Genomic DNA, 15,240 nt, shown 5'->3' with positions numbered 1-15,240 from the left:
TACATCCCCTAGATATTTTATAGGTTCCTCCCCACGATATTTTAAAGTGGACCTCTAAGCTACAGATATTTTAATATACCTAAAAAAGAGCATTAGCTCTTTTTTCATTATCTGATAAAATTAGTTCTATGAAATTCTTCTTTTTCAGGTAAACCATATTTTTCTTTACCATCATGAATACATTTCATTAAAAAAGACATATTTCTAGCAAGAACACGCATTGTTTGTAATCCTTCTTCATCTTGTAAGACTTCACCTTGTTCTCTACCATGAATTGAATTCCAATATTGACTTGAAGCAATAGGCATACCCGAAATAGCAAAGAACTTATTAAGTTCATCATATGTAGCAGAAATACCACCACGTCTAGCAATCACCGCACTTGCTCCTACCTTCATCGTTTTATCAAATGAAGTACTATAAAATAATCTTGTTAAAAAAGAAATTAAAGTAGAATTGGCAGAGCCATAATAAACAGGTGTCCCCACAACAAGTCCATCACACTCTTCAAATTTTTTAGCTGTTTCATTTACAATATCATCAAACACACAATGATCTAACTTTGTTTTACATGACATACAGGCAATACATCCTCTTACATCTTTATTTCCTACATGAACAATTTCACTTTCAATCCCTTCTTGGTCAAATATTTTAACCATTTCATCTAACGCTAATTTTGTATTTCCCTTAGGATGAGGGCTACCATTAATAATAAGTACTTTCATCTTCATTCTCCATTTCCCTATATTTATTACATTATTATTTTAGTTCAATAATCAAATAAAGTGCAATATCTTATTCATAATGTTATACTGTCATGCAAAAAGAAGACTAACATCTTGTTAGAATCACTTACTTATATTGTCTAAACATTTTTTCTATTCTGTTTTTCATTTCTTCTTTTAAAGATAAAGGTAAAACAACTTGTACATGATTTTGTAACATCATAAGCCAACCAATCAGACCATCTGATATTAAAACATCTTGAGCCTTTAATAAATAACGTCCATCATATTGTTTAGATACCTGACAGTCTTTGCCAAACTGACTCGCCATTTCTCTTACTACAGTTTGATCAAATAATAACTGTAACTGGTCTCTTTTGCCAGATATATACATATTGACATTATTATTTACTTCACGTTCCATATCAAATTGATCTTGAATATCCACATATTCACTATGATAATTTCTCACTAAGCGCATACGGTCTAAACGATAAATTGATAATTTATCTGGTCGCTTACTAAAATACCCTAATACATAATATTTAGAATCTCTTAAAATAAGACGATAAGGAGAGATAATATAGTATTGAGGATTTTCATGGTTACCATTTTCATGAACTACTTCTTTAAATGTAGCATTTTCAATATCATAACTTACATATTGAAAATAAATATTATGGTGATGGTGAATTGCTTTAATAATGGTTGTTAAGTTAAGTAATAAATCATATTCTAAAGATTGATGAACCGGTTGGTTTAAATGAATACGATCAAGCTGTTTAGTTGAACTCATATTCTTTAATTGTTGTATTAATTGTTTAGCTTCTTTTTCACTTAAACTAGGATTATAGATAATGGTATCGCATAAATATTGTAATTGCCCATCTTCAAAATAATCCTGAATAATACGATAACCTCTTTTTCTAATTGTTTCAATAAGTTGTTTTCCAGCAAATAACATAAATAAATCATTTAAATTTTTAATAGCCTGATAAATCGTTTTAACATTAATAGAAATATCATATTGTATTTCCAACTGTTCTTGTATTTGCATTGCTGGCATAATATCATCTGCATCCTGTAATATCTTTAAAATATAATATAACTTTTCCATTTTTCACCTCTTTATATCATGCAAGAGCGTAGAGAAATCCGGTTTGTTCAAAAAGATTTTCAAATCTTCTAGGAGAATCGTTATAAAGAGCTTGTTGGTATACTTGAAGACGATGGTCAAAGCATACATAAGGTAAATGATGGTAAGCTTGTTTATATTGTTCTTCTAACAATAAGATTTCACTAGCAACATAATGATATCTTTCTTCATCCATTTTAACAATATCTTCGATATTATCGATATATTGTTCTATTTGTTTTGTTTTAAATTTTAATAAATGTCTAATTAAACAGTAGGATTCTACTGAAAAAGATACTTGATCTAGAATATAATAAAATAATTTATATTTATATTCTAATAATGGTTGATATGTTGATTGAATTAAATGATTCATATAAATAAGATGATTTTCAATATCATCAAAAGAAACACTATGATCAATTGCTTTTTTTATATTCATAAATAACCATAATTGAATATCTTTTCTTTTATTTAATTTCTTTTTTAACTGATAAGTATCAATACATTGATTCATGATATCATGTATATCTTGTTCATAGATTTCTTTAGACATTTCTAATAAATATCTTTTTACTTCAATAATTGATTTATTTGTTGCACGTTGATAGCTTCTAAGTTTCATATAGATCGTCTCCTTTTTTACATCTTCATTATAGAAAATATATGAAAGGTACGAATTATATATGACTATATTAACACCTTTTATTTGGAGTTAAAATAAAAAGGACATTATTTTGTCCTTTTTTCTACAAATATCTTAATTTTCTTAGTAGCCTCTTTTAATTGTTCAATACTATAAGCATAAGAAACCCTAATAAATCCTTCTCCTGCTTCACCAAAAGCCGTTCCTGGTACACAAGCAACTAATTGATCTTTTAATAACTCTTCACAAAACTGTTCTGATGTAAGACCAGTAGAAGTAATATTTGGAAAGACATAAAATGCTCCTTGAGGCGTAAATGTCTTTAATCCCATTTCATTAAATGTTTTAACTAAGAAGTTTCTTCTTAACAAATAGGCTTGACGCATTTTTTCGATTTCATGATCACAGTTACGCATAGCTTCAATAGCCCCATATTGTGCTGCCGTTGGCGCACACATGATAACGTATTGATGAATTTTATTCATTAATTTAATGATATATTCATTTCCTAAAACATATCCTAAACGCCATCCTGTCATTGCATAAGCCTTTGAAAAACCACTTACTAAGATAACTTGGTCTTTGATTTCATCAAATGCAGCAATACTACAGAATTGATGTTCATAAGATAATTCAGCATATATTTCATCAGTTATCACCATGATTTCATGTTCTTTAATAATAGGAACAATCTTAGCATAATCCTCTCTTGTCATAAATCCACCTGTAGGATTACTTGGATAATTAAGTAAGATAGCTTTCGTTTTATCAGTAATGGCTGCTTCTAATAATTCTGGTGTTAGTTTAAATTCATTTTCTTCAGTTAAAATAATGTTTTTTACAACTCCACCAGCAAGCTCTACTCCCGGTGTATAAGCAACATAACTTGGTTGTAATAAAATAACTTCATCACCAGGTTCAACTAATGTTCTTAAAGCTAAATCAATCGCCTCAGAACCACCAACAGTAACAATACATTGTTCTGGTTTATAATCTAAATTAAATCTTCTTTTTTGATAATGACATATTTCTTCACGTAATTCGAGTAAACCACGATTAGCTGTATAAAATGTTTTTCCTTTTTCGATAGAGTACATCGCTGCTTCTCTAATTGACCAAGGCGTTGCAAAATCTGGTTCCCCTACCCCAAGTGAAATCACACCTTCCATTTGATTAGCTAAATCAAAGAACTTACGGATTCCACTAGGTTTAATCTCTTTTACTGTTTTATTAACAACTTTTGTAAAATCCATTATGGAGTCACCAATAATCTTTCATTATCATCTTTTTTGTCATCATCAAAACAAATTCCCATACGTTTGTACTGCTTTAAAACAAAAAGTGTAGCTGTTCCGGCAACGCCTTCTAAACAAGCAAGTTTACTTCCAACAAAATGAGCAACTTCTTGCATCGTTTTACCTTGAATAACAGCTAAAAATTCATAACTTCCTGATAATAAATACATTGTATCAACTTCAGGAAACTGATATATCTTTTTAGCGATACGATCATAACCGTATTCTCTTTCAGGATTAGCTGTAATTTGAATTAAAGCAACAACATGATCAGTATTTGTTTTATCCCAATTAATTAAAGTATGATACCCACATATTACATTTTTATCTTCTAATTTTTTTAGTGTTTCTTGTACATTTTCTTCACTTTCGTTTAAGGCGGCCGCTAGATCAGTAACTTCCAATCTTGCGTTATTTTCTATCAATGATAATAGTAATTTTTCATCCATAAAATATCCTCCTCTATTTCATTTTTATAATTATATAACATTTTAATAATGAGGTAAATGTTTCTTTTAGATATTCGATATAAATTTGCTTGTCTAGATAAGAATTCTGGACTATAATAATAATGAGGTGAAAATATGATAATACAAAGTAAAAAAGTATGGATCGCTGATCAATTCATCCCTGCTCAATTAGAAATTGAAGATGGTATTATTAAAGAGATTTATAATTATAATGAAAAAGAAGTGACTAAAGATTATGGTAATTTGAGAATTCTTCCAGGATTTATTGATATTCATTGTCATGGTGCTTATGGTTTTGATACTAACGATGCCAATGAAGAAGGATTAAGAAAATGGACTAAAGGTATTGTAAATGAAGGTGTTACCGGTTTTCTAGCAACAACCCTTACTCAAAGTGAAGAAGTCTTAACTAAAGCCGTAAGTAATGTCGCTAAAGTTGTTGAAGAAGGTTATGAAGGAGCACAAATTTTAGGTATTCATTTTGAAGGTCCTTATTTAAATAAAGCACATAAGGGCGCTCAACCTGAAGAATACTGTGTTAAACCAAATGTAGAACAATTTAAAAGATATCAAGCAGCTGCTCATGGTTTAATTAAATATATAACAATGGCAGTAGAAAATGATGATGATTTTGCTTTAACTCGTTATTGTAGTCAAAATGATGTTGTTGTAAGTATTGGACATTCTGATGCAACATATGAGCAAGCTGTTCAAGCCTTTGCTCATGGTGCTAGAAGTATGACTCATGTTTATAACGCTATGTCTCCTTTTACTCATCGTGCTAACGGACTAGTTGGTGGTGCTTATCGTATTCGTAATATGTATGGAGAAATTATTTGTGATGGTAACCACTCTACACTTGCTGCCTTAAATAATTATTTTACTTCTAAAGGTCCTGATTACAGTATTATGATTACTGATTCATTAATGTGTAAAGGATTCCCTACAGGTACTAAATTTGATTTTGGTGGTCAAGAAGTTGTGATTTACCCAGATGGTAGTGCGCATTTAGTAGAAGCCGGAAATTTAGCAGGTTCTACTTTAAATGTGAATAAAGGTTTAAAAATCTTAATTGAAGATGCTTTAGTTCCTGTTAATTACGCTATTAATGCATGTACATCTAATCCAGCTAGATGCTTACACATAGATGATCATGTTGGTTATATTGGTGTAGGTTACGATGCTGATTTAGTTGTCTTAGAAGATAACTATGATGTCTTACAAACTTACTGCAAAGGGAAAGCTCAGTTAACTAAATAGTTATGAAAGAATACAGCAATGTATTCTTTTTTTCTTGTTTATATTTATGATACAATAATAAAAAAGGAGGAAAGATTATGTCTATTTTTTATGTTTCAAGTTATGGAAAAGGCAATCAAAAAGGAATCTATATTTGTGACTTCAACGAAGAAACAAAACAATTATCTTTAATAGAACATGTACAAACAAAAGATTTTCCTTCATATATGATTCAATCAAATGGAAAACTATATGTTGCATTAAAAAATGCATCAAGATTTAATGATGGTGGTGGCGTTGCTAGTTATTTGATGGAAGGAACTGCACTTGTCCCATACTCATCATTTCAATCTCAAGGAAGATCATACACACATCTTTGTTTAAGTCCTCACGAAGATTATTTATTTACAGCAAACTATCACGTTGGTTCTACAGCATCCTTTACTTTAAAAGAAGGTAAAATTATCAATAAAATTGGCGCTGTTCATCATCATGGTTTAGGACCAGATTTATTAAAAAGACAAACAGGTCCTCATGCACACTGTGTTGGTATTACACCTGATCAAAAATACTTATATAGTGTTGATTTAGGGGCTGATAAAATTGTGATGTATGAATTTGATAATGGGGTTTTAAAAGAAAGAGAAGATTTAAGTCAAGCTGTTTTACCTGGAAGTGGTCCTCGACATATGATATTTTCAAAAGACGGACGTTACTGTTATTTATCCAATGAAATAGCTAATAGCGTAATGGTCTATTCTTATCAAGAAGGACATTATACTTTAATACAGGTTATTCACTGTGTTCCTAGACATTTCCATGGTTTTTCAAGTGCTTCAGCTATTAAGTTATCTCCTAGTGGTAAACATTTATTTGTCTCTAATAGAGGTCATGATAGCATTGTTTTATATCGAGTTAATCAAAATAATGGAAAACTTTCTTTACTTTATATGGTGCATACCGCAAAATCACCACGTGACTTTACATTAGTAGATAATCGTTATTTACTCGTAGGTGGTCAAGATGATAATGTCATTGAACTTCTTACATTTGATGAAGAAAATGAAGAACTAGTTAAAACCGAAAATACATTAAGTATACCTAGTCCTGTTTGTCTTGTCGTCAAGGAGGAAAAATCATGAAATACACAATAGAAGGTGGTAATCTTCCAGTTGTCATATGTCATCTAGATCAAGATGAAAGTATGATTTGTGATAGTGGTGCGATGGCATGGATGGATCCTGATATTGAAATGTCTACTAAAGGTGGTGGCTTTGGCAAAGTATTAAGTCGTATGATTTCCAATGAAACGCTTTTCCAAAATTACTATACAGCTAAAAAACCAGGTTTAATTGCTTTTGCTTCATCGTTTCCTGGTCAAATTAAAGCTGTAGAGATATCACAAGACAAAGAAATCATTATTCAAAAATCTGCTTTTCTAGCTAGTACCAGTCAGGTTCAAACATCTTTATTTTATAACAAGAAATTTTCTACCGGATTATTTGGTGGTGAAGGTTTTGTCATGACAAAACTATCTGGAACAGGCACTGCCTTTTTAGAAATTGATGGTAGCACTGTTGAATATCATTTAATAGCTGGTCAACAAATGATTATTGATACCGGTTATTTAGCCATGATGGATGCAACATGTACACTAGATATTCAATCTGTATCAGGAATGAAAAATAAATTATTAGGTGGCGAAGGTTTTTTCAATACTGTCGTAACTGGTCCTGGAAAAATTGTTTTACAAACAGCACCAATTCCAGCACTAGCAAGAACTCTTGCTCCGTATTTTCCATCCAATAAATAAGAACAATTTTTTGTTCTTTTTTATTTGTATAAATGTTAAAATCTACCCGAGGTGAAATTATGAAACCAATGATTGCTTTTGATATTGATGGGACTTTGATGGATAATGTTCATCATCAAGTATGTCCTTCTACCCTTCAAGCACTTAAACAATTAAAAGAAAATGGATATCCTATTATTATTGCAACCGGTAGAGCTGTAGAATCATTAAAAAGAACAGGTATAGATCAAATTATTAATTGGGATGGCTTTGTGTGTAATAATGGACAAATCATTCTAGATCAAGATTTCAATATTATCGAAGAACATATTATTTCCCCGGAAATAGTCGAAGAATGTATTGATGTAGCAAAAAAACATCATATTCCTCTTGCCTTAAAGATGGAACATCGAATCTTAACTCAAGAACCCGATGATAATGTTTTAAACGCTATTCGCTTTTTTAATTCTATCCTTCCTCCAGTGGGAACTTATCATGGTCAAAAAGTACAAGCGATGATTGCTTATGGTCCTATGGGATATGATTATGAACCTTTTAGACATATTAAAGGACTTTCTATTCTACCTGGCGTTTCTACATATTGTGATATCACTCATAATCAAGCAACAAAAGCAACAGGTATAAAAAAGCTATTAGAGTTTTATCATTGCGATGAATATATTTGTTTTGGTGATTCAACCAATGATTTAGAGATGTTTAAATATGCTAAAATCTCTTTATGTATGGGACAAGGTGATCCATTAGCCAAAGAGAAGGCAACATATGTGATTGATTCTATTGATCAAGACGGTTTATATAAAGGATGTATCAAAATTGGGCTAATTTAATTTATTTTAGACTAGCCTTTTTTTATAAAATTCGTTATAATAATGCTGTTTTCAATGAGGTGACATTTAAGTGGAAACAGAAAGGATCACAAGAATGAATAAAAGAAACTCTGTGAATCTTTTATTATTGAACGCTATGATTGCGGCAATATACGCAGTTTTAACACTTATGTTGTCGCCCATATCATACGGTGAAATTCAATGTAGAATTTCAGAAGTGATTGTTTTTTTAGCCTTTTATAATAAAAAATACATTCCTGGTTTAACTGTAGGATGTATTATCGCTAATTTATTTTCACCACTTGGAATGGTTGATATTTGCTTTGGTACTTTAAGTACAATTATTGTTTGTATTGCCATGTACAAATCTAAAAACCATTATGTAGCTGCTGCTTTAGGTGCTATTATTACAGGTATCATTGTTGGTAGTGAACTTGCATATGTCTACTCAATTCCATTTGTTATTAACGCTATTTATGTAGCTATTGGTGAAGCTATCATTTTATTTATTAGCGCATTTATTTTTAAAGGTTTAGAAAAAAACAATAAATTTATTTCAATGATAAAAGAATAAAGTACTTGCGTAACGCAAGTACTTTTTTTATTGATATTCTTCACTAAAGAAGACTTGATGCCATAATGAAAAACAATAAATTGTCCAAACTTTTTTATAATAATCATGTTTATGATTTTTATGATCATCTAACATAGATATTAATTTTTGATCATCAAATAATTCTTTAATAATTGGTGTTTGTAATCCTTCATATACTTTCTTATATAAGTCATCTTCTCTCATCCATTCTCTAAGTGGAACTGGGAATCCTAATTTCTTTTTCTTATAAGCTTCATTAGGAATGACTTTTTTAGCAGCTTGTCTTAATAAGACTTTTGTATTTTCTTTAGTTACTTTTTGATTATCTTTTAAAGTTGAAGCGACTTCAAAGACTTCCTTATCAGTAAATGGCACACGGCTTTCAATAGAATGAGCCATTGTCATCTTATCACCCTTTTGTAAGATATCCTTAACAAACCATGTTTGTAAGTCAAAACTTTGTCTTTTTTGAATATTCGTTCCTTTCATTCCTTCAAATACAGGTCCCACAATATCTTTATGTGAATGTAAATGAGATGAATCTCTTAATAAATGTTTACAATCTTGAACAGAGAATACAGGGTTAACACCTACATAATAATCCTCTACTCTTTCACCATTACGAATTAAAAATGGTACACCTTTAACTGAAGGTAAATGTTTACATATTTTAGAAATAAAATGTCTGATACCAAAAGGAAGCTTTCCATAAATACCACTATCAATGTCTCCACGATATGTATTATATCCACCAAAGAATTCATCAGCACCTTCTCCCGATAAAACAACTTTAACATCTTTGCTTGCTAGTTCACTAACAAAATATAATGCGACAGCTGCTGGATCGGCTGTTGGTTCATCAAGATGATACATAATTTTAGGTAAGACTTCTAAGTATTCTTCTTTTGAAATAATTTTACTTTTATTTTCAATTCCTAATTGTTGTGTTAAATCTTTAGCATAACTAATTTCATTATATCTTTCATCACTATAACCTACTGTATAAGTATGTTGAGGACGAGCTAAAGATACTAGATATGATGAATCAATACCACTGCTTAAGAAAGATCCTACTTCAACATCAGCAATTAAATGATGTTTAACTGAATCTTTCATAATTTCATCAATCGCTTTAATCATTTCTTGATCTGTTTTATACTGGTCTTTGAATTCAACTTTATAATAACGTTGCATATCAAATTGACCATCTTTATAAACAAAATAATGTCCAGGTAATAATTGTTTTACATTTTTAAAGAATGTATTTTCACCTGCTACAAAGTTCATTTGTAGATAGATATCTAAAACATCTTTATTTAATTCTTTATGAAAATCAGGATGATCTAAAAATGCTTTAATTTCACTACCAAATAATAAGTGTTCTTGATCATAATAGTAATAAAAAGGTTTAATACCAAATTGATCACGGGCACAATATAATTCATGTGTTTCACTATCATATAAGGCAAATGAAAACATTCCTCTTAAATATGATGCTGTATCATATTTATGTTCTTGATACATATGTAAAATAACTTCAGTATCAGATTCTGTTTGAAATTCATGTCCTTTTGCGATTAAATCTTTTTTTAATTCTTTGTAGTTATATATTTCTCCATTAAAAACTAATACATATTTACCATAATGCATTGGTTGTTTTCCATTAGATAAATCAATAATTGATAAACGTTGATGTCCTAACGCTACATAATCATCAATAAATTGTCCTGATTCATCAGGTCCACGATGTTTAATACGTTCCATCATTTTAGATAAATCTTCTTTTGAATGATCATTTGTATGATAAAAACCTACTATTCCACACATAATTCTTTCTCCTATTTTTGATGTTACCTCTTTTAAGGTGTTTTCATTGTATCACATATGCCTATCTATTTCATTAAGATATGCAAAAAAGAGATTAAGTGTAATTTTAAATAAAATTACACTTAACTCTTTTTATTTTAATTTTGTAATATCAACTAATGATGTTTGTCCTTTATGACGTTTTTCTAAACAGTTGATTAATGCTTGAGCAGTATCTAATGATGTATAAATTGGAATACCTGCTTCAACAGCAAATCTTCTGATAACAAAACCATCTTTTAAGTTATCGTTTCTTGTAGGAATATCGATAATTAAATCAACTGTATCTGTTAACATCAAATCAAAGATTGTATTTGTTTTATCAGCGATACGATTTATTTTTGATACTGGAATATCGTGTTCTTTTAAGAAATTATATGTTCCTTCAGTTGCATATAAATCATATCCAAACATATAGTATTGTTTAGCGATTGGTAAGAATTCTTCTTTTGCACTATCTTTAATTGTACAAATAATATTCTTTTTCTTAGGTAAGTTAATACCTGTTCCCATGAACGCTTTATAAATAGCTTCATCAAAATCTTTAGAAATACCTAATACTTCACCTGTTGATTTCATTTCAGGTCCTAAGCTAATTTCAGCACCTTTAATCTTTTCAAATGAGAAGACTGGCATTTTGATAGCTACTGTTTCTTTTTCTGGTGCTAAACCATATTCATATCCTTGTTCTTTTATTGTTTTACCCATAATAACATGAGTAGCCACATCAACAACTGGAATATCAGTTACTTTTGAAATATAAGGAATTGTTCTTGAAGAACGTGGGTTAACTTCAATAACATAAACTTGATCTTCATATACAATAAATTGAATATTAATTAAACCAATAACATGTAAAGCCTTAGCAAGTCTTTCAGTATAATCAACAATAATTTGTTTAATTTCTGGTTTGATTTTTTGAGTTGGATAAACTGAAATACTATCACCACTATGAACACCAGCTCTTTCTACGTGTTCCATAATACCTGGAATTAATACTCCATTTTCATCACAAATTGCATCAACTTCAACTTCTTTACCAGCTAAATATTTATCAATTAAGATTGGATGTTCTTGATATTGACGATTAATGATCTTCATGAATTTCTTAATATCACCGTCATTTAAAGCAATTTCCATACCAGCTCCACCTAATACATATGACGGTCTTACTAAGACTGGATATCCTAAACGATGTGCTGTTTCAATAGCTTCTTCTGTTGTAAAGACTGTCGAACCACGTGGACGATCAATATGACATTTTTCAAGAATTTCATCAAATCTTTCTCTATCTTCAGCAGCATCAACATCATCAGCAGATGTTCCTAAAATCTTAACCCCCATTTCCATTAAAGCTTTAGTAAGTTTAATGGCTGTTTGTCCACCAAATTGAACAATAGCACCATCTGGTTTTTCAATATCAACAATACTTTCTACATCTTCTGGTGTTAATGGTTCAAAATATAAACGATCAGCAATATCAAAGTCAGTTGATACTGTTTCCGGGTTATTATTAACGATGATTGTATCATATCCTGCTTCTTTTAATGCCCATACACAATGTACTGAACAATAATCGAATTCAATACCTTGTCCAATACGAATTGGTCCTGAACCAAGTACCATAATCTTTTTCTTTTCATCTTGAGGATCAACTTCGTTGTATCCACCATGAACTGAATAATAATATGGAGTTGAAGCATCAAATTCTGCTGCACATGTATCAACTGTTTTATATACAGCAACAATATCATGATCTTTTCTCATTTGATGAACATCTTGTTCAGATTTATTTGTATAATCAGCAATAACACGATCAGGGAATTCTAAATGTTTTGCTTCTTTTAATAAATCAATTGTTAATTCTTGAGTTTTAATTTTATTTTCTACTTCTACTAAGTGTTTAATTTTATCAATAAACCATTGATCGATCTTTGTAATATCATGAATTTCTTGTTCACTAATACCGTTTCTTAATGCTTCAGCAACAACAAATAAACGATGATCATCAACATTCTTTAATTTATCTCTTAATTGATCATGTGGTAATCCATCTACTTCAGGAATATGTAAATCATAAATATTTTGTTCTAATGAACGAATAGCTTTCATTAAAGCTCCTTCGAAGTTATTACAAATACTCATAACTTCTCCTGTTGCTTTCATTTGTGTTCCTAATTCTCTTGAAGCACCAACGAATTTATCAAATGGCCATTTAGGAATCTTACATACAATATAATCTAATGTAGGTTCATATGAAGCATATGTTTTTCCTGTTACCGCATTAACGATTTCATCTAATGTATATCCTAAAGCAATTTTAGCAGCTAACTTAGCAATAGGATATCCTGTTGCTTTAGAAGCCAAGGCTGAAGAACGAGATACACGAGGATTTACTTCAATAACGCAATATTCAAAACTATTTGGGTTTAATGCATATTGAACGTTACATCCACCTTCAATATTTAATGCAGTAATAATGTTTAAAGCCGAACTTCTTAACATTTGATATTCTTTATCAGATAAAGTTTGACTTGGAGCAACAACAATACTATCTCCGGTATGAACCCCTACAGGATCTAAGTTTTCCATATTACATACTGTAATACAGTTTCCAGCGCTATCACGCATCACTTCGTATTCGATTTCTTTCCATCCTGCAATACATCTTTCAATTAAACATTGGCTAACACGTGATAACCGTAAACCATTTGAACAAATATCATGTAATTCTTTTTCGTTATTAGCAATACCTCCACCAGTACCTCCTAATGTATAGGCTGGTCTAACAACAACAGGATAACCAATTTTTTCAGCAAATTCTAATGCATCATCAACATGATTAACAACAATTGATGCTGCACATGGTTCATTAATATTTTCCATTAATGTTTTAAATTCTAATCTATCTTCTGCTAATTTAATTGTATCTGTAGATGTACCAATTGTTCTAACATGATGTTTTTCTAAGAAACCTTCATCGGCTAATGCCATCGCAATATTTAAAGCATTTTGTCCACCTAATGTAGGTAAAATACTATCTGGTTTTTCTACTTCAATTAAATGTTTAACAACAGGTACTGTTAAAGGTTCAATATAAACCTTATCAGCAATATCCTTGTCTGTCATAATTGTTGCTGGGTTGGAATTAATTAAGATAACTTCTACCCCTTCTTCTTTTAAAGCTCGACAAGCTTGAGTTCCTGCATAATCAAATTCGGCAGCTTGACCAATAATAATTGGTCCTGAACCAATAACTAATACTTTTTTAATACTTTGATCTCTTGCCATCTTATTCTCCCTCCATCATTTTTACAAATTCATCAAATAATGCATCGGTATCTAAAGGACCTGCACAAGCTTCTGGATGGAATTGTACAGTCTTAATATTTTCATTTAAATATTGCATACCTTCAATTGTTTTATCATTAACATTGATAAACCAAGGTTTAGCAATATGACTATCAATAGAATCTTCACTGATAACATAGTTATGATTTTGTGTCGAAATATAAACACGTCCAGTATTTAAATCTTTAACTGGGTGATTGGCACCATGATGTCCATATTTTAGTTTTTCAGTATGGAAGCCATGAGCTAATGCCATTAATTGATGTCCTAAACAAATTGCAAAGATTGGTAATTTGCTATCAATTAATTTTTTAATTTCTTCAATAATTTGTGTATTTTCTTCTGGATCCCCTGGTCCATTTGATAACATCACACCATCATAGTTTCCTTCAATAATTGTACTTGCTGGTGTACTAGCAGGATATACTGTTACTTCAATTCCCCTATTTGCTAGTGATTTAGCAATATTTTTCTTAGCCCCAAAATCATATAAAGCCACTTTTAATGAACCTTCTCCAACTGTATAAGGAGCGTCACATGTTGTTTTTTCAACAACACCTGTTACTTTAAAGGCATGAATTTTTTCTAATACTTCAGATAAATCATCGTATTGAGTTGTTGTAATCATTCCATTCATACAACCTTTATTTCTAATAATTTTAGTAATATGACGTGTATCAACACCTTGAATACATGGAATATCATGCTCAATTAAATAATCTTTTAAATCAATATTTTTTCTAAAATTACTTCCTAAACGAGCAAGTTCGTTTACAACAAATCCTTCAACATGAGGTTGATTAGATTCTTGATCATCTAAACATACACCATAGTTTCCAATTAATGGATAAGTCATGACAACCGATTGCCCTGCATATGATGGATCAGTTAAAACTTCTAAATATCCAGTCATTGAAGTATTAAATACAAATTCACTGATAACTTCTTTTTGAGCCCCTACACTTTCTCCCTCAAAAACACTACCATCTTCTAAAATTAAGTAACCTTTCATTCTAATCCTCCTTTTTGGTTATAAAAAAACATATCAATAACAAGACTGATATGTTAATTATGAAAAATATAAAAACGAGACTTAAGATTCAATTGTTGAAAACCATATTTATGCGAAATCTTTTCCATATGTCTCATCCCTTTCTATTCCTGTATAGTATAGTAGAAATGATGACAATATTCAAGATATTTTTTATATTTATAATTAATAATTATCCACCGGCTTAGCCGGTGGTTTTCTGTTTCGGGCATAGCCCTGCTCCT

Annotated in this window: 13 protein-coding genes; 5 read left to right on the top strand and 8 right to left on the bottom strand. The window is 30.3% G+C overall.

Features of this window, described 5'->3' with window-relative positions:
* Positions 1 to 107: 107 nt before the first annotated feature.
* The 5 genes from DWZ53_RS10485 to DWZ53_RS10465 form a co-directional block, all read right to left on the bottom strand.
* Complete coding sequence (locus DWZ53_RS10485; protein WP_118434120.1) at positions 108 to 728, bottom strand: flavodoxin family protein; 621 nt, start codon at positions 726 to 728, stop codon at positions 108 to 110.
* Positions 729 to 855: 127 nt separating this feature from the next.
* On the bottom strand, positions 856 to 1,845 hold the full coding sequence (locus DWZ53_RS10480; RefSeq protein WP_118434119.1) for a YafY family protein: 990 nt from the start codon (positions 1,843 to 1,845) through the stop codon (positions 856 to 858).
* Positions 1,846 to 1,861: 16 nt separating this feature from the next.
* On the bottom strand, positions 1,862 to 2,488 hold the full coding sequence (locus tag DWZ53_RS10475; protein WP_118434118.1) for a hypothetical protein: 627 nt from the start codon (positions 2,486 to 2,488) through the stop codon (positions 1,862 to 1,864).
* Between the two features lie 107 nt (positions 2,489 to 2,595).
* The gene (locus tag DWZ53_RS10470) at positions 2,596 to 3,762 is read right to left on the bottom strand and encodes an aminotransferase class I/II-fold pyridoxal phosphate-dependent enzyme (protein WP_118434117.1); all 1,167 of its coding nucleotides are present in this window, start codon (positions 3,760 to 3,762) and stop codon (positions 2,596 to 2,598) included.
* Positions 3,762 to 4,253 carry an Lrp/AsnC family transcriptional regulator gene (locus DWZ53_RS10465; RefSeq protein WP_118434116.1) on the bottom strand — a complete coding sequence of 164 codons (492 nt, stop codon included), beginning with the start codon at positions 4,251 to 4,253 and terminating at the stop codon, positions 3,762 to 3,764. Before DWZ53_RS10465 ends, DWZ53_RS10470 begins: the two co-directional genes overlap by 1 nt.
* Positions 4,254 to 4,388: 135 nt before the next feature.
* Between DWZ53_RS10465 and nagA the strand changes: the two genes are divergently transcribed.
* From nagA to DWZ53_RS10440, 5 genes are all read left to right on the top strand, one after another.
* Complete coding sequence (nagA, locus tag DWZ53_RS10460) at positions 4,389 to 5,534, top strand: N-acetylglucosamine-6-phosphate deacetylase (protein ID WP_118434115.1); 1,146 nt, start codon at positions 4,389 to 4,391, stop codon at positions 5,532 to 5,534.
* Positions 5,535 to 5,611: 77 nt separating this feature from the next.
* Positions 5,612 to 6,655 (top strand): lactonase family protein, encoded by a 1,044-nt coding sequence (locus tag DWZ53_RS10455; RefSeq protein ID WP_118434114.1) that lies wholly within the window; start codon positions 5,612 to 5,614, stop codon positions 6,653 to 6,655.
* Positions 6,652 to 7,326 (top strand): TIGR00266 family protein, encoded by a 675-nt coding sequence (locus DWZ53_RS10450; RefSeq protein WP_118434113.1) that lies wholly within the window; start codon positions 6,652 to 6,654, stop codon positions 7,324 to 7,326. The genes DWZ53_RS10455 and DWZ53_RS10450 overlap by 4 nt, the downstream gene beginning before the upstream one ends.
* Positions 7,327 to 7,385: 59 nt before the next feature.
* Positions 7,386 to 8,153 (top strand): HAD family hydrolase, encoded by a 768-nt coding sequence (locus tag DWZ53_RS10445; protein WP_118434112.1) that lies wholly within the window; start codon positions 7,386 to 7,388, stop codon positions 8,151 to 8,153.
* 70 nt (positions 8,154 to 8,223) lie between these two features.
* On the top strand, positions 8,224 to 8,727 hold the full coding sequence (locus tag DWZ53_RS10440) for a QueT transporter family protein (RefSeq protein ID WP_335673712.1): 504 nt from the start codon (positions 8,224 to 8,226) through the stop codon (positions 8,725 to 8,727).
* A 27-nt stretch (positions 8,728 to 8,754) separates the two neighbouring features.
* Here the strand turns inward: DWZ53_RS10440 and asnB are convergent, their stop codons facing one another.
* The 3 genes from asnB to DWZ53_RS10425 all read right to left on the bottom strand — a co-directional run bounded on the left by asnB (position 8,755) and on the right by DWZ53_RS10425 (position 14,977).
* Positions 8,755 to 10,575, bottom strand: coding sequence for an asparagine synthase (glutamine-hydrolyzing) (gene asnB, locus DWZ53_RS10435; RefSeq protein WP_118434111.1), 1,821 nt, complete (start codon positions 10,573 to 10,575; stop codon positions 8,755 to 8,757).
* Positions 10,576 to 10,707: 132 nt separating this feature from the next.
* Positions 10,708 to 13,905, bottom strand: a complete 3,198-nt coding sequence (gene carB, locus DWZ53_RS10430) for a carbamoyl-phosphate synthase large subunit (RefSeq protein WP_118434110.1) — start codon at positions 13,903 to 13,905, stop codon at positions 10,708 to 10,710.
* A gap of 1 nt (position 13,906) precedes the next feature.
* A complete protein-coding gene (locus DWZ53_RS10425; protein WP_118434109.1) occupies positions 13,907 to 14,977 on the bottom strand; it encodes a carbamoyl phosphate synthase small subunit in 1,071 nt (356 codons plus the stop codon).
* Positions 14,978 to 15,240: the final 263 nt, after the last annotated feature.

This window comes from Coprobacillus sp. AF33-1AC, from assembly GCF_003475785.1.
Lineage (GTDB): Bacteria > Bacillota_I > Bacilli_A > Erysipelotrichales > Coprobacillaceae > Faecalibacillus.
The sequence above is the reverse complement of the archived record's forward strand: the minus strand, read 5'-3'. Positions and strand labels throughout refer to the sequence as shown.